At 64.0% G+C, this 15,160-nt stretch carries 16 protein-coding genes; 5 read left to right on the top strand and 11 right to left on the bottom strand.

The genetic code is table 11. The features are described 5' to 3' along the window. The first annotated feature begins 347 nt into the window (after nucleotides 1–347). On the top strand, nucleotides 348–1,244 hold the full coding sequence (locus tag J6497_RS08440; protein WP_225703799.1) for a DMT family transporter: 897 nt from the start codon (nucleotides 348–350) through the stop codon (nucleotides 1,242–1,244). A gap of 73 nt (nucleotides 1,245–1,317) precedes the next feature. On the opposite strand, the gene J6497_RS08435 is transcribed toward J6497_RS08440, so the two are convergent. Further along, nucleotides 1,318–1,971 carry a BA14K family protein gene (locus J6497_RS08435; protein ID WP_225703798.1) on the bottom strand — a complete coding sequence of 218 codons (654 nt, stop codon included), beginning with the start codon at nucleotides 1,969–1,971 and terminating at the stop codon, nucleotides 1,318–1,320. 265 nt (nucleotides 1,972–2,236) lie between these two features. Between J6497_RS08435 and J6497_RS08430 the strand changes: the two genes are divergently transcribed. Beyond that, entirely contained in the window at nucleotides 2,237–2,647 is a 411-nt protein-coding gene (locus J6497_RS08430; RefSeq protein WP_225703797.1) for an NADH:ubiquinone oxidoreductase subunit NDUFA12, read from the top strand. Between the two features lie 338 nt (nucleotides 2,648–2,985). Here J6497_RS08430 and J6497_RS08425 read toward each other — a convergent pair whose 3' ends face one another. Then, the gene (locus J6497_RS08425; protein WP_225703796.1) at nucleotides 2,986–3,672 is read right to left on the bottom strand and encodes a DJ-1/PfpI family protein; all 687 of its coding nucleotides are present in this window, start codon (nucleotides 3,670–3,672) and stop codon (nucleotides 2,986–2,988) included. A 115-nt stretch (nucleotides 3,673–3,787) separates the two neighbouring features. Here J6497_RS08425 and J6497_RS08420 point away from each other — a divergent pair, with 115 nt between their 5' ends. Further along, the gene (locus J6497_RS08420) at nucleotides 3,788–4,726 is read left to right on the top strand and encodes a GlxA family transcriptional regulator (RefSeq protein WP_225703795.1); all 939 of its coding nucleotides are present in this window, start codon (nucleotides 3,788–3,790) and stop codon (nucleotides 4,724–4,726) included. 37 nt (nucleotides 4,727–4,763) lie between these two features. Continuing rightward, on the top strand, nucleotides 4,764–5,000 hold the full coding sequence (locus J6497_RS08415; RefSeq protein ID WP_225703794.1) for a hypothetical protein: 237 nt from the start codon (nucleotides 4,764–4,766) through the stop codon (nucleotides 4,998–5,000). 9 nt (nucleotides 5,001–5,009) lie between these two features. On the opposite strand, the gene lipP1 is transcribed toward J6497_RS08415, so the two are convergent. Further along, complete coding sequence (lipP1, locus tag J6497_RS08410) at nucleotides 5,010–5,960, bottom strand: LipP1 family hormone-sensitive lipase (RefSeq protein WP_225703793.1); 951 nt, start codon at nucleotides 5,958–5,960, stop codon at nucleotides 5,010–5,012. Between the two features lie 245 nt (nucleotides 5,961–6,205). On the opposite strand from lipP1, the gene J6497_RS08405 reads away from it, so the two are divergent. Next, nucleotides 6,206–7,210 carry a DUF2155 domain-containing protein gene (locus J6497_RS08405; protein WP_225703792.1) on the top strand — a complete coding sequence of 335 codons (1,005 nt, stop codon included), beginning with the start codon at nucleotides 6,206–6,208 and terminating at the stop codon, nucleotides 7,208–7,210. Nucleotides 7,211–7,455: 245 nt separating this feature from the next. Here the strand turns inward: J6497_RS08405 and aat are convergent, their stop codons facing one another. The 8 genes from aat to J6497_RS08365 all read right to left on the bottom strand — a co-directional run bounded on the left by aat (nucleotide 7,456) and on the right by J6497_RS08365 (nucleotide 15,064). Then, on the bottom strand, nucleotides 7,456–8,136 hold the full coding sequence (aat, locus tag J6497_RS08400) for a leucyl/phenylalanyl-tRNA--protein transferase (RefSeq protein WP_225703791.1): 681 nt from the start codon (nucleotides 8,134–8,136) through the stop codon (nucleotides 7,456–7,458). 182 nt (nucleotides 8,137–8,318) lie between these two features. After that, complete coding sequence (locus J6497_RS08395; protein WP_225703790.1) at nucleotides 8,319–9,407, bottom strand: sensor histidine kinase; 1,089 nt, start codon at nucleotides 9,405–9,407, stop codon at nucleotides 8,319–8,321. Then, a complete protein-coding gene (locus J6497_RS08390) occupies nucleotides 9,404–9,844 on the bottom strand; it encodes a response regulator (RefSeq protein ID WP_225703789.1) in 441 nt (146 codons plus the stop codon). Before J6497_RS08390 ends, J6497_RS08395 begins: the two co-directional genes overlap by 4 nt. Beyond that, the gene (locus tag J6497_RS08385) at nucleotides 9,841–11,370 is read right to left on the bottom strand and encodes a sensor histidine kinase (protein ID WP_225703788.1); all 1,530 of its coding nucleotides are present in this window, start codon (nucleotides 11,368–11,370) and stop codon (nucleotides 9,841–9,843) included. Before J6497_RS08385 ends, J6497_RS08390 begins: the two co-directional genes overlap by 4 nt. Nucleotides 11,371–11,487: 117 nt before the next feature. After that, nucleotides 11,488–12,840 carry an acetyl-CoA carboxylase biotin carboxylase subunit gene (gene accC, locus J6497_RS08380; protein ID WP_225703787.1) on the bottom strand — a complete coding sequence of 451 codons (1,353 nt, stop codon included), beginning with the start codon at nucleotides 12,838–12,840 and terminating at the stop codon, nucleotides 11,488–11,490. An 80-nt stretch (nucleotides 12,841–12,920) separates the two neighbouring features. Beyond that, on the bottom strand, nucleotides 12,921–13,418 hold the full coding sequence (accB, locus tag J6497_RS08375) for an acetyl-CoA carboxylase biotin carboxyl carrier protein (RefSeq protein WP_225703786.1): 498 nt from the start codon (nucleotides 13,416–13,418) through the stop codon (nucleotides 12,921–12,923). A gap of 41 nt (nucleotides 13,419–13,459) precedes the next feature. Next, the gene (aroQ, locus tag J6497_RS08370; RefSeq protein ID WP_225703785.1) at nucleotides 13,460–13,927 is read right to left on the bottom strand and encodes a type II 3-dehydroquinate dehydratase; all 468 of its coding nucleotides are present in this window, start codon (nucleotides 13,925–13,927) and stop codon (nucleotides 13,460–13,462) included. Nucleotides 13,928–14,236: 309 nt separating this feature from the next. Continuing rightward, entirely contained in the window at nucleotides 14,237–15,064 is an 828-nt protein-coding gene (locus J6497_RS08365) for a DUF1236 domain-containing protein (protein WP_225703784.1), read from the bottom strand. Between the last annotated feature and the right edge of the window lie 96 nt (nucleotides 15,065–15,160).

Raw genomic sequence — 15,160 nt, 5'->3', positions numbered from 1 at the left:
AAAGCTAGGCCAAGTCCGTGACGCCCGTCAAGGACTAGTACGAGTTCCTGAATCAAATACTAAATATGGTGGAAAAGGGAGGAAAACAGGGGCCATGCCGCGCCTGTGATGCCGCCAAGTATCAGTGAGTCCTCAGGGATTCCCAAGAGAAAAAAATCTCATCAAGGCTGTGGAACAACGCTTCGCCCGCTTTTCACAGGGCAGGTATTTTTGGCGTCTTTCGGATTGAATTCGAAAGACTCACGTGGGCTTACGGAGAAGCTACGGGCAGGCATGCTGGCGGCCACATAGTCGGCAGCCCAAATTGAGGGCATGGTGGTCGCCGATTCCATTCCCTGCCGGGCTTCATGACAGAATCAAAACCGACCGCGCGCGGCCGACTCGCGCCTGCGGGCTTCCTGTTCCTTGCCGTTACCTCGGTGGGCTGGGGCTTCAACTGGCCGGTGACAAAGTACCTCCTGAGCGAGCTGCCGCCGCTGACGCTGCGCGGCTCGACCGGTGTGGTCGGCGCGGCGCTGCTGGCCCTGCTCGCGCTCGTTCGCGGCCAGAGCCTGCTCGTCGGGCGCGCGATGTGGCTGCGCTTGACGCTGGCGGCGCTGCTGAACGTCACCGGCTGGATGGTGCTGATGGGGCTGGCGCTGCTCTGGCTGCCGGCCAGCGAAGCCGCGCTGATCGCCTACACGATGCCGGTCTGGGCCTCGATGCTGGCCTGGCCCGTGCTCGGCGAACGGCCGACGCTGCTGCGCACGATCGCGCTGGTGATGGCGTTTGCCGGGCTCGCCGCCATCATGGGCGGTGACGGGCTTTCCGCAAGCCGCGAAAAGTTGCCGGGGATCATCATGGCGATCGCAGGCTCCTTCGGTTTTGCGCTCGGCACCGTTCTCGCCAAAAAGCTGCCGCTCAAGATGGAGCCGATCCCGGCGGCGGCCTGGCAGATCGGGCTCGGCTGCCTGCCGGTTGCTGTAATCGGTCTTGCGATCGAATCATCGCATCTCGATCGGGTGACGACGCTCGGCTGGTGGCTTCTGGCCTATTCAATCGTGATCCAGTTCTGCATCGCCTATGTGAGCTGGTTCGCCGCGCTCAGGCGATTGCCGGCGTCGATCGCGGCAATCGGCACCATGGCAGTGCCTGTGATCGGCGTAGTGGCGTCCGCAATCGCGCTGGGCGAGCCGCTCGGGCCGACGCAGATCGCGGCGCTGATCTTCACGCTCGCCGCCGTCGTGCTTGCGACGCGGTCATAGCAATGCTGCAGGCGACCTCTAAACAAAAAGGGCGGCTTCCGCCGCCCTTTTTCACGCGAGAGGAATCAATCGATCAGGGGCAGGGGTGACGCTGACCGTCATAACCGAGATAGGTGCCGGACGCCGGATCGTAGGACTTGTAGCGCTGCTGACAGTAGGCGATGTCACCGCCGCCAGGCGCTGCCGCCACCGCCGCGCTGTCGTCGTAATATCCGTCGTCGTAGTAGCCCGTCCCGTACCCATAGCCATAGTAGTCGGAGCCGTAATAGGCGCTCGAAGCGAGTGCGCCGCCGACCAGGGCTCCTGCGGCAAAGCCGGGTCCCCATCCGTAGCGGTGGTGACGGTAGCCGCCGCGCCAACCGGGCCGATATCCACCACTCCAGCCGGGCCGGCCGGCCCAATTAGGATTGGCGATCGCACCGCCGCGGTAGGCCGGAGCGCCACCGAACTTGGTGCCAAGGCCGGCACCGCCACCGGCAAAGCCGCCGCCCCGGTAGCCGCCGCCACCACCGGCGAAGCCGCCGCCTCGGAATCCACCGCCGCCACCTCCAATGGCTGCTCCGCCGCCGCGGAATCCACCACCGCCGCCGCCAATGGCTGCCCCGCCGCCTCCGCCGCCTCGCCCGGCCGAGAACTTGGTACCCTGGGCAAAACCTTCGCTAGGCACTACGAGCGGCACCGCCAGCGCGAGCGCCGCGACGGTGCTTAAAACCTTGAGATTGATCATCGTTGGGACTCCACATCTGCGGGATATGGCCCAACCCCTTCCGGGGGCAGGGGTTCCCCCGCCTTGCGCTACTTTGATGCGCGGGGCTTCAACCTGTCAGACAGGAACTGTATGGCGGATGAACGGATTACGCTGAATTGCGCGACAATTGGCCGCCAACAACATGCCGTGTTGTCCGCTCGCGATCACAACACGTGCGGCAATCTGGACAATTCGCCCCGCCAATGGCATCAGAGCCTAACAATCCCGAACCGGCCGGCGCTCCATGAAACAATTCCTGCTCAAATTCTTCACGTGGTGGAACGGCCAGACCTTTGGCACGCAGCTCTGGACCTGGCGGTTCGGAGAACTGGTCGGCACGGACGAGCAGGGCAATCGCTACTATCGCACCCGCGGCGGCAAGATCGATCCGGTCCTGCATTTCGAGCGCCGGTGGGTGATCTATAACGGCTATGCCGAAGCCTCGCGCGTGCCGCCGTCCTGGCACGGCTGGCTGCATCACGTCGTCGACATGCCGCCGACCGAAGAGAAGTACACGCCGCGCGAATGGGAAAAACCGCATGTGCCGAACATGACGGGCACGCCGGCGGCGTATCGTCCATCCGGCTCGACGCTGGCGAGCGGCCGCCGGCCCAAGGCGACTGGCGACTATCAGCCCTGGACGCCCGCGGGCTGAATCAACCTCATTCGAACGTTGCGCGAGCGCGCAATTGCGCGTGCGGCGCACGCGCGCCTGTGAACAACGTTAACAGCGGGGACGAGCGACACAGTCTTGTTGCAGTTCACGCGGGACCGGAGCTCAATAGAACCATCTTACGGAGATGGGAGACCATCGCGTCGGATCGGGCTCCAGAATCGCGACTGCCCCGATGAGCAGCGGCCTCCGAGTGGGATGCGCGCGGGACATAGGCCCCCGGTGCAGACGTCCTGAAATCGCCCGTTAATGTGAGGCCACCGTAGGACAGGAAAGGCCGCCCGGGAAACCAGGCGGCCTTTTTCTTTGCCTCGAGATTCTTATCCGAGCCGTGCCGCAGCGCGAGCGATCATGTCGCCGCGACGCGCTTGGGCTGGCGCCATCTTCTCTCTCATGAAGGCGAGGATTTCGGCTGGCGCTGTGTCCGGCGAGCCGGCGTCGAACGGCGGCTTCGGATTGTATTCGAGTCGAAGCTGGATCGCTTCCGCCGTCCTGCGGTCGACGAGCTCCGACACCAGCGTCAGCGCGAAATCGATGCCGGCGGTGACGCCGCCGCCGGTGATGCGGTTGCGGTCGACACAGACCCGTGTCCGCGCCGGGATCGCACCGAAGGCCGACAGGAAATCCATCGCCGACCAGTGCGTCGTGGCGCGATAGCCTTTGAGCAGGCCGGCGGCGCCGAGCACGAGCGAGCCCGTGCAGACCGAGGTGACATACTTTGCGCCCTCCGCCTGCCTGCGCAGGAAGGCGAGCATCTCCTCGTCATCCGTCATATCGTCTGCGCCCATGCCGCCGGGGACGCAGATCACGTCGAGCTGGGGGCACTCGGCGAAGCTGACCGTGGGCATCAGCGCCAGCGCGGTATCGCTCGGCACCGGTTCGATCCGCTTCCACACCAGATGCACTTTGGCCCCGGGCACGGAGGAAAACACCTGCAGCGGGCCGGTAAGGTCGAGCTGCGTCACCTTTGGAAACACCAGAAGTCCGATCTGTAGCGGGGTGGACATAAGGGCACCTCAAATATCGGTTGACCGCGACACAATGGCATGATGGCCTTATGTCCAAAATGGCATAATTCCCTCATTTCAGGACAACGTCCTGCAGATCGACAGGAGAAGCCCGATGATCGGCGTCCTCATCTTCCCGGAATTTCAATTGCTGGATGCCGCCGGTCCGATCTCGGCGTTCGAGATCGCTGCGCGCTTTACCGACAGTCCGCCCGCGCTGAAGGTGATCGCGGTGACGCCGGGGCCGGTGCGATCGTCCTCGGGCGCGGAGATGTTCGCGCGAGGGCTGCGACCGTTGGCGGCGATCACGACCCTGATGGTCGCGGGCGGCGAGGGCGTGCGTATGGCGGCGAAATGCAAAAAGACGCTGGCGTTCGTGCGCACGCTGGCCAAGCGCGGTGTCCGCATCGCAAGCGTCTGCTCGGGCGCCTATATCCTGGCGGAAGCCGGCCTGCTCGACGGCCGCCGTGCCACCACGCATTGGCAGCGGACCAAGCATTTCCTTTCCGCCTATCCGAAGGTGAAGCTGGAGCCGGATCGCATCTTCACCCGCGACGACAACATCTGGACCTCGGCCGGGATCAGTGCCGGGATCGACCTGGCGCTGGCGATGATCACCGAGGACTATGGCGAGGAGGTCGCGCAAAAGACCGCACGTCACCTCGTGCTCTATCATCGCCGCAGCGGCGGCCAGTCGCAGTTCTCTTCGCTGTTGGAGCTGAAGGCTTCAAACGGCCGCTTCGGCCCGCTGCTTGCCTGGGCGCGCGAGCATCTCGATGCGTCGCTGACGGTCGAGGACATGGCGGAGAAGGCCGGCATGAGCTCGCGCCACTTCACCCGCGCGTTCGTCGCGGAGACCGGCACGACGCCATCGAAAGCGGTGGAGCGCTTGCGCATTGAGGTGGCGCGGCAGCGCGTGCAGTCCTCCGCCGAAGCGATCGAGCGTGTCGCCGAGGCGACTGGCTTTCGCGATCCCGAGCGGATGCGCCGCGCCTTCATCCGCGCCTTCGGCCAGCCGCCGCAATCGCTGCGGCGGGCGGCGAGGGTGGGGTAGCAGTTGTCGCCTCAAGCCGCTAACACGAGCAAGATTGATGCACATCACCATCGACATCGACGATATCGTTCTTGAGAAGATTCAGACGATCCGCGAACGTGAAGGTCGTCCCATCAGCGCGATTGTCTCCGAATTGCTTACGGAGGCGCTCGCTGCGCGCCGCGCGGCTGGCGCAAGGTCGTCCTTCTGGACAGCCCGTCCAATGAACGCACTGGTGGATATCTCTGATAAGGAGACGTTGTGCGCGCGGCTCAGTGGCAATTCGATCGACTGAGGCGAGAGTTTAGCCGTTCAACGCCTTCAGCCACGCGCCGATGTCGCTTGCCGCGACGTTGGCCTGATTGAGCAATTTGCCCATGGTGAAAAAGCCGTGGAATTGACCGGCGAAGTGCTTGTAGGTGATGGGCACGCCGGCCGCCTTGAGGCGTTCGGCATATTCGTCGCCTTCATCGCGCAAGGGATCGGCGCCGGCGGTCAGCACAAAGGCCGGCGGCAGGCCGATCAGGGTGGTCGCACGCACCGGCGAAGCGCGCCAATCATGCGCGTCGGCGGCGCTGCTGAGATAGTGATCGCGAAACCAGCGGATGACTGAGTGCGTGAGCAGGATGCTGGTTTCCGGCTCGCTATGCGAGGGATGCGTCATCGCGAAATCGACGGCCGGATAGATCAGCACCTGTCCCGCGATCGCCGGGCCGTTGCCGTCGCGTGCGGCGATCGATACGACCGCGGCGAGATTACCGCCGGCGCTGTCGCCGCCGACGCAGAGGCGCGCGCCATCGATGGCGAGCTGCCTCGCGTTTGCCGCCACCCATTTCGTCGCGGCGATGGCGTCGTCGACGGCAGCAGGGAATTTGTGTTCGGGCGCGAGACGATAGTCGACGGAGATCACGATGAGCTCGCCTTCATCGGCAAGCTTCCGGCACACCACATCATGGGTGTCGAGATCGCCGATCACCCAGCCACCGCCGTGAAAGAACACCAGCGCGGGCGACAATCCGTCCTTCTGGCGCAGCTTCTTCGGCCTGTAGATCCGCGCCGGGATCGTGGCGTGGGGCGCGGGAATCGACAACGCTTCGACCTGTGCCACCTCCGGCGGCTCGGGATTGCTGACAAAGCGCGCCTGCGAATAATACGCGCGCGCTTCGGGAGCTGTCAGCGTTTCGTAAGCAGGGCGGCCGGCCTCCTGAAAGGCCTTGAAGACAGCGGCGGCATCGGCATCGAGAACGACAGGCATGTTGTACGGGCTTCCTCTGGATCTTCCGGTACGGTTTCCGGATTTTTTGCTGTTTTCCGCGTGGCGGTCTTGCGGACGTCGGTGGGAGCCGGAACTATTTCATGGGGCGGGGAGCCTGACCAGTGGCGGAAGCCCGCCCTTTCCCCGCCGTATTCGGCGTGTTAACCGGAGATCCTGCGAGCGGCCCATAGCCAATAATCGATTAGTATGTCGAAAGCCCGATTCGCTCCTTGAAGCCGCGCGAGATGCTCCGAACCGTTGCCCTGACTGGCTTTGCGGCCCTGATTGCCGCCTCAACTCTCGCGCTTGCGCCGCCCGCAGGCGCGCAGATCGGTACTATTTTCTCGGATCCCGCCCCGCGTCCGCCGGGAGCGATTCCGCGCGGTGGCCAGCAGGCGCCTCCCGAAGACGAGGAGGAGGTGCCGGAATTGCCGCGCGGTCGATTGTTGCCGACGCCGAACCGGCCGCCGCCGGGACAGGGTGTGCCGCCACCGGGCAGTTTCCAGTCGCAGCCTTTGGCGCCGCCGCCAGGCACCCCAGGGCCTCCTCAGAATGCGCCGCCCGCGGTCGCCGTGCAGCCGCCGGCGCCCGGGGCTCCGAACGCCGCCAATGCGCCGCCCGGTGCCAATCCGTTGCCGGGACTGCCGCCCGGACAGCGTCAGCCCAAGAGCGTGCCGCAGACGCCGGCAACGCTTCAGCCCGGCGACGAGGTGGTGAGCGAGCCGCCGTCGACCAAGATCGCCAACAAGAAGGCGAGCTTCTCCGGGCTCGACAAGATCACCGGGCGCATCATCAATTTCGAGGAGGATATCGGCGAGACCGTGCAGTTCGGTGCGCTCCGTGTGAAGACGGACGCCTGCTACACGCGACCCTCGACGGAGGCCGCCAACACCGATGCGTTTGTCGAGGTCGACGAGATCACGCTGCAGGGCGAGGTGAAGCGGATCTTTTCGGGTTGGATGTTTGCCGCAAGTCCGGGCCTGCACGGCGTCGAGCATCCGATCTATGATATCTGGCTGACCGACTGCAAACAGCCGGAGCAGACCATCGTCAACGCGGCGCCCGATCCGCCGAAGCAGCCGACCCCGCCACCGCCGGCACAGAAGAAGCCGCCGGCGCAAAAGCAGGCGGCTCCGCGCCCGCCGCCGCAGCAGCAGCAATTCCAGCAACCGCCGCCGGCGCAGCCCCAACCGCCGCCACCTCCACAGCAGCAGCGGCCGGGCGGGCTTTTCAGCATATTCGGGAATTAGAAAATCGTCGGTTCTGATTGAATCAGAACCGACCTAGAACTCGAGGAGACAAGGTCGAATTGTGTCCGCCATGGGCGCGGGCTCTTTTTCACCTCTCCCATAGGGAGAGGTCGGCGCGCAGCGCCGGGTGAGGGGATCTGCTCTATCGGGGGACCGTAACCCCTCACCCGCACCTCCGGCGCGACCTCTCCCTATGGGAGAGGTGAACTCGCAGCCACGCCGATTCAACCAAATGACGTCGCGCTCTATGCGCGCTCTGCTATGATCGCGAGCGCGTCAGTGCCTTTGACTGGCTGATCGATCGGCCACTTCAGGAAATCCGCGGGCGCACCCGCGATCGCATGATCGAGCAGCGCGCGATAGCGGCGGCGCGGGATTTCGAGCGCACCGAAAGTGCGCAGATGCTCGGTGACATATTGTGTGTCGAGCAATTCAAAGCCTCCGGCAATCAGCCGCGCCACCAGATGCACCAATGCGACCTTGGAGGCATCGCGCGCCGTGTGGAACATGCTCTCGCCGAAGAAGGCGCGCCCCAGGCTGACGCCGTAGAGACCGCCGACCAGTTCGCCGTCCTGCCAGGCCTCGACGCTGTGGCAGTGGCCGAGCTGATGCAGCCCGACATAGAGTTCGCGAATGCGATTGTTGATCCAGGTGTCCTCGCGTCCCTCCGCGGGCGCTGCGCAGCCGGCGATGACGGCCTTGAACGCGGTGTTGACAGTCACGGTGAACGCATCGGAACGTACTGTCCGCGCGAGCCGCGAGGTGACGCAAAAACCGTCAAACGGGATCACACCGCGCATTTCCGGCTCGACCCAGAACAGGGTGGGGTCGTCGGCGCTCTCGGCCATCGGAAAGATGCCGCAGGCATAGGCGCGCAGCAGCACGTCAGGCGTGATCTCGGATGCGGCGGAGTCGCGCGATGTCATGGGGCGCAGGATAGCAGGCGGGCGCGGGCGGCGCGATAGGGGCTGATGCTTTGGCGCATGATCCGAAAAAGTGAAAACCGGTCTTCCCTGCGACGAACGCATGAGGTTTGTGCGGAGATCATGCTCAAACAAAGAGGTGAGATCATGAATCGATTTCGTCTGATCGAATCATGATCTGAAGGCTAGCTCGCAGCGGCGCTGGCGGATTTCGCCGCAGCGCTGGCACGGGGAAAGCGCACCAGGATGCGCGTGCCGCTATGGTCGGGATCGCGCTCGACGCTGGCCTCGAGCTTGGAGGCCATGGCGCTGACGATGCGCTGGCCCTGGCCAGTGGAGCGCGGATCGGCCTTGACGTTGAGGCCGACGCCGTCATCGGAAATCGTCAACAGCAGATCCTCGCCCTCGGCCTTGAGCTCGACATGGATTGGGCCGGCGCCATCGGGATAGGCATATTTCACCGCATTCATCACCAGCTCGTTGACGATGATGCCGATCGCGACCGCGCGATCCGGATCGATCTCGATTGGCTCGGCCTTCAAAGTCAGCCGCGACATCCGGTTGCCTTCGGTCGAGCGCCGGAGGTCTTCGAGCAGGGACTCCAGATACTGGTTCAACAGCACGCTCTTCAGGTCGTGCGAGGTGTAGAGGCGGCGGTGCACCTGGGCGACAGCGGCGACGCGGCCCATCGCGTTGGTGAGCGCCGCTTTGACGTCGTCCTGTGTCGCAGAACTTGCCTGCAGGTGCAGCAGCGAGGCGATGATCTGCAGCGAGTTGCCGACGCGGTGATTGACTTCGCGGAGCAGCACCTCGCGCTCGGCGGCGAGCGCGGCGAAACGGTCGCGCGAGGCGTGGATCTCGGCTTCCGCCTCGTCGCGAGCCCGCTGCAATTCCGCCTGACGCAGCGCGCCGTTGGCGGCGACCTGGAGCAGCGGAATGAATTCGCCGTGGATGTCCTTGACGAGATAGTCCACAGCGCCAGCCTTGAGCGCGGTGACGGCGATCGCAGAATCCTGCGAAGCCGTGACGAACACGACCGGCGGCGCGTCAGGAATTTTCAGGATTTGCTCGAGTGTCTCGAGCCCGTCGAGGCCCGGCATGTACTGGTCGAGCGCGACGACGTCGATACCGCCCTTGGCGATGCGATCAAGTCCCTCCTGGCCGCTCGCCGCATGCACCACCTTCAGCCCGAGCCGCGTCAGGCCGCGGTCGACGAGCCGCGCCAGCGCCTCGTCATCGTCGATATAGAGCAGGGTGGGGCTCGTGGTGCTCATGCTGCGGCTGATGGAACCTGGATGACCGAGAAGAACAGTCCGAGTTGGCGGATCGCGTTGGCAAAGCTCTCGTAGTTCACCGGCTTCGTGATGTAGACGTTACAGCCGTACTCGTAGCATCGTTTGATCTCCTGCGAATCGTCCGTGGTGGTCAGCACGACCACCGGGCTCGACTTCAGGTACTTGTTCTCCTTGACCCGCTTCAAAATATCGATGCCGGTCATGTCAGGCAGGTTGAGATCAAGCAGGATGAGCAGCGCCTGGCCCTTTCGGTCTATGCCGCTCCCATCCGGGCCGAACAGATAGCCGACCGCCTCTGTACCGTTTGTGAACGGCCGGATCTCATTATTGACACCGGATCGACGAATATTCCGTTCAATCAGCCGCGCGTGGCCTTCATCGTCCTCGATCATGATGATGGTGACTGTATTGCTCATACATCTGCCTTCCGGTTGGAGGCCCAGTTAACTGGAATTGTTATCGTGAATGTGCTGCCCTTGTGAAGTTCCGAGGCGACCGACATGGTTCCCCCGAGACGCCGCACCAGCGTTCGCACATGCGCCAAGCCGATACCCTGGCCGGGCTTGTCCTGGGTTCCCGCCCGGCGGAACAGCTCGAAAATGCGCTGGTGATCCTTGGGATCGATGCCGCGGCCATTATCGCTGATTTCGAAGATCGCAAACCCAAGCTTGTTGCGTCCGCGGATCGCGATGTCGCCGGGTGCGCCGTCCCTCAGATATTTGAGCGCATTGTCAATCAGATTGGAGAAAATCTGCTCCAGCGCAAGACGGTCGCTGACGATATCAGGCAGTGGCTCGACGCGGATTTGCGCATTCGCCTCGGCGGCCTGATGCGCCACGGTCGCAGCAATGCCCCCGATCAACTCGCGGGTATTGATCCGTTCCGGCTTGAACTCGCGCCGGCCCTCGCGGGTGAGATTGAGGATCGCCGAGATCAGGCGGTCCATCTTGGCGATCGAGGATTTGATGAAGGTGAGCGCCTCGGAGAAATCGTCGGAGAGCCGCTTGTCGGCGCCCTCGAGCGCAGGCTTGGCGCTGTCGGTGGCGTTCTCCGGCAACGGGGCAGCTTCCGAGCCAGCGTGGCTCAGGGCGGCGATCCGCTTGAAGATGTCGCCGCGCAGCTCCTCGAGCTCGCTGGTGAAGCCCATGATGTTGACGAGCGGCGAGCGCAGATCGTGACTGACGATATAGGCAAAGCGCTGGATCTCGTCATTGGCTTCGCGCAGGTCGGCGGTCCGCTCCTGGACGCTGGTCTCCAGCGTGATGTTGAGGTCGCGCAGCTTGATCTCGGCCTCATCGCGGACGCGCAAGGAGCGGCGTACCTGGAACGCCGCAATCGCGCCCAGCGCGATCACGATGCACGACCCCGCGATGGTGACGGAGGATGCAAGTATTTGCGAGCGGTCGGCATTGGCCGTCCGCAGATCGAACAGCCGCTCTTCCTCGGCGCGCATCTTGTCGGTCACGTCGCGAATGATGGCGTTGGTGTTGCCGGCAGCCGCCTCGCGGACCAGCGCGGCGGCACTGGCCGGTTCGTCGCGCCTGATGAAATCCATTTCGCGCCTGAATTGATCGAGCCGGATATCGATCGCCGCGCGCATCTTCTTCACGTTCTCGACCTGGAGCGGATTGTCGTCCGTGAGCTGCGCGAGCTTGTCCGAATAGGGGACGACGTTGGCCACGGCCTGCTCATGATCGGTCAGGAATTCCGGCCAGCGGGTCAGGAGATAGGCGCGGGCCGAGCTTTCGGCGCGGCGGAGCTCGAGCATAAGGGCGTTGATCTGGTTTTCCACTTCGACAGTGTGGACCACCCAGGCGTTGTCCTGGCGCGCCTTGTTCACCAGCACGACGGACGCCGCACTGATTGCAACCAGCACCAACAGCCCCGCCGCGAGCAGCAGGATATGGCCCAATGCGCGTCGGCGCCTGGCGTCAGACGTCACGGGTATCTCTGTCATGGATCCAGTGGAGTGCAAGCGATCCTTGGGCGTGGGAAATCCCTGTCGCTGCAACGCACGGTTCCGTGCTTTGTTCCATAAGGAATGGAACTGATTGAGGCGTCAGCCAGTAGTCGGCTGCCCGGCGAGATACTGCTCGAGCCAGTGGATGTGGTAGTCGCCGTCGATGATGGAAGGCTCGCGCACCAGGGCGCGGAACAGCGGCAGCGTGGTCTCGATGCCGTCGACCACCATCTCGTCCAGCGCCCGGCGCAGCCGCATCAGGCACTCGCCACGGGTCTTGCCGTGCACGATCAGCTTGCCGACGAGCGAGTCGTAGTAGGGCGGGATAACATAGCCTTGGTAGACAGCGGAATCGATCCGCACGCCGAGGCCGCCGGGCGGGTGGTATTGCGAGATGCGTCCAGGCGAAGGGCGGAAGGTCTGCGGGTTCTCCGCATTGATGCGGCATTCGATGGCGTGGCCGATGATCGCCACCTCGTCCTGCTTTGCCGGCAGGTCGCCGCCGGCGGCAATCCGGATCTGCTCGAGCACGAGGTCGATATCGGTGATGCTCTCGGTGACGGGATGCTCGACCTGGATGCGGGTGTTCATCTCGATGAAATAGAACTCGCCGTCCTCGTAGAGAAATTCGACCGTGCCGGCGCCGAGATATTTCAGCTCCCGCATCGCCTTCGCGCAGGTCTCGCCGATCCTTGCGCGCGCGGCGGCCGAGAGGACCGGCGAGGGGCCTTCTTCCCAGACCTTCTGGTGACGCCGCTGCAGCGAACAGTCACGCTCGCCAAGATGGATGGCGCCGCCGCGGCCGTCGCCGAGCACCTGGATCTCGATGTGGCGCGGCTTCTGCAGGTATTTCTCGAGATAGACCGACGCGTCGCCGAACGCGGATTTCGCTTCGGTCGCCGCCGTGGAGAGCGCCAGCGCCAGATCGGCTTCGCTGTGGGCGACCTTCATGCCGCGCCCGCCGCCGCCGGCGGCGGCCTTCACCAGCACCGGGAAGCCGATCGACCTGGCGATCGCCATTGAATCGTCATCGGAGCTCACGGCGCCATCGGAACCGGGAACGACGGGAATGCCGAGCCGCTTGGCGGTCTTCTTGGCCTCGATCTTGTCGCCCATCAGGCGGATGTGCTCGGCTTTTGGCCCGATGAAATGCAGATTGTGCTCGGCCAGGATATCGGCGAAGCGGGCATTTTCGGAGAGGAAGCCGTAGCCGGGATGCACCGCCTCGGCGCCCGTGATCTCGCAGGCGGCAAGCAGGGCGGGAATGTTGAGATAGGAATCCTTCGACGGCGGCGGTCCGATGCAGACGCTCTCGTCCGCAAGCCGCACATGCATGGCGTCCGCGTCCGCAGTCGAATGCACGGCCACCGTCGAAATGCCGAGCTCCTTGCAGGCGCGCAGCACGCGAAGCGCGATTTCACCGCGGTTGGCTATGAGGATCTTGTCGAACATGGCGCCTCAGGGGGCGAGTGGTGAGTGGCGAATAGCGAATGGGAATTCTTCACCACTCGCTATTCGCCACTCACCATTCGCTATTCGATAATTACCAGCGGCTCGCCGAACTCTACCGGCTGGCCGTCCTCGACGAGGATCTGCGTCACAGTGCCCGCGCGCGGCGAGGGAATCTGGTTCATCGTCTTCATCGCCTCGATGATCAGCAGTGTCTGTCCGGCGGTCACCTTGCTGCCGACCTCGATAAAGGGCTTTGCGCCCGGCTCCGGCGCCCAATAGGCGGTGCCGACCATGGGCGAGGGCACGACGCCCGGATGTTTGGCGAGATCGGCCGTGGCTGCGGGGGCGGCGGCCACAGGTGCAGCTACCGGCACGGGCGGTGCGACGGCCCCCGGCACGTGGGCGGCAATGCTGACGTTGCGCGCGACCCGCAACCGGACGCCCGCGCGCTCGATTTCGATCTCGGTCAGGTTGGTCTCGTCGAGCAGGAGCGCGAGTTCGCGGATGAGCGCGGCGTCATCCTTGTCGTTGTCTTTGCCGGGCTTTGCGGCGGATTTGTCGTCAGGCTGGCGCGCCATGATCTTGGTCCGAAACTCTCTGTCTGATGACGGGGAATGTGTCAGGCTATCGCCTTGGCGCCAATCTTGGCGGCGAGGCCCGATATCGCGAGGCGATAGCCATCGATGCCGAAGCCGCAAAGCGACGCGAAGGCGGCTTTAGCAGTGAAGGAATGATGCCGGAAGCTCTCGCGGGCATAAATGTTGCTGATATGCACTTCGACGGTCGGAATTTTCACCCCGACCAGCGCGTCATGTAGCGCGATCGAGGTGTGGGAATAGGCCCCGGCATTGATGATGATCCCGACCGCTTTTTTCGCGTGCGCCTCATGGATGAAGTCGATCAGTTCGCCCTCGCGGTTGGATTGCCGGCAGTCCGCGGCGAGGCCGAACTGGGCCGCGGTATCCCTGCAGAGCTTCTCGACGTCGGCCAGGGTGGCATGGCCATAGGTCTCGGGCTCACGCGTCCCGAGCAGATTGAGGTTCGGGCCGTTGAGCACATAGATCGTCGCGGCAGGAGCCTGGGCCATCCGGAATTCCAACAAGCGGCGCTAAAGCGTTTTGAGCAGGACCCTTTCGGAAACCGAGGTTCCGGATTCCTGCTCCAAGTCGCGGGTTTATAGGTAACAACGGCCCAGAGGGAAAGCTTTAGGTTTGTTGGAAACCGGTTCAAACGGCTCATTCAGGTTGTCCGATTGCCCGGCTAGCTCATGGAAATTGCTAATTAACCAACTTCTGTGGAAAAGCTCGATCGACACGCCGCGGGCTGCGACCTCGCGCCTGGCAGACAGGAATAGAGCGAGGGCGGGTTGGGGCCCGCCCTCGCGTTGGAGCTGCCATCAGCCCTCGAGGATATAGATGATCTCATGCGTCTCGGGACGCACGATCACGTAACGGCCACTGACCAGGATGAACTGATAGCCGCGCCACTCCGGATAGATTTCGACGATCCGGGAAGGAAGCGGGTGGAAGCGTACGGTCGTGGGCACAGTGGCGCCGACCGAGACGTTGAAGTTCACGTTCTTCACTTCCTCGACGCGCTCCGACCTGATCGCGGAGACGATCTGGGTCCGCTTCTCGGCCGGCGGAGCCGCGGTCGCCGAGGTTGCGGCGGCGCCGGTCGTGGTTTGCGAGCGGCTCGTATCGGTCGCGCCCTTCTGAGTCTCCGTGCCGCTCTTGTCGCGGCCTTCCGCAGCGGTGCCGCCGCTCTTGTCGCGAGTCTCGGCATTCATGCGGTCACGATCACGACCTTCACGGCCCTCAGCCTTCATGTTGCCGCGGTCACGGCTGTCGCGACCTTCAGCCTTCATGCCCTTGTCGCCCTTGGTCCTCTCGCTCTCCGAGCTCATGCTCTTCGACTTCTGACCGGGCGCGGTGTCCTGTGCGTTCCTGTCGGCCGCACCACCCTTGTCGGACTCCGACTTCATGCCGGAAGACCCTGAGCCCTTGCCGGACTGTTCGGAGCCACCCATCCCCGTGGTGCCGCCGCGATCGCGGTTCATCGTGCCCGAGGACGCGCCGCCACCGGATGGCGCGCTGTGCTGCGTTGTGGCGCCACCGCCGGATGACGGCGATTCACGGCCCATGCCCGTGCCTTGCGCGTTAGCAAAGCCGGTTCCCGCGATCAGGGCCGCTGTTGCGACCGAAATCAACAAGCGATTAGTCATTTGAGATTCCTCCTCACAAGTCCTGCATTGCCCGCGCCGACAACGAAAGGAGGAGAGCGACGTTCCGCGCCAAAAGCGGGTTCCACGCGGTTTGTT

Origin of the sequence: Bradyrhizobium cenepequi, from assembly GCF_020329485.1 — a bacterium.
GTDB classification, from domain to species: Bacteria; Pseudomonadota; Alphaproteobacteria; order Rhizobiales; family Xanthobacteraceae; genus Bradyrhizobium; species Bradyrhizobium cenepequi.
The sequence above is the reverse complement of the archived record's forward strand: the minus strand, read 5'-3'. Positions and strand labels throughout refer to the sequence as shown.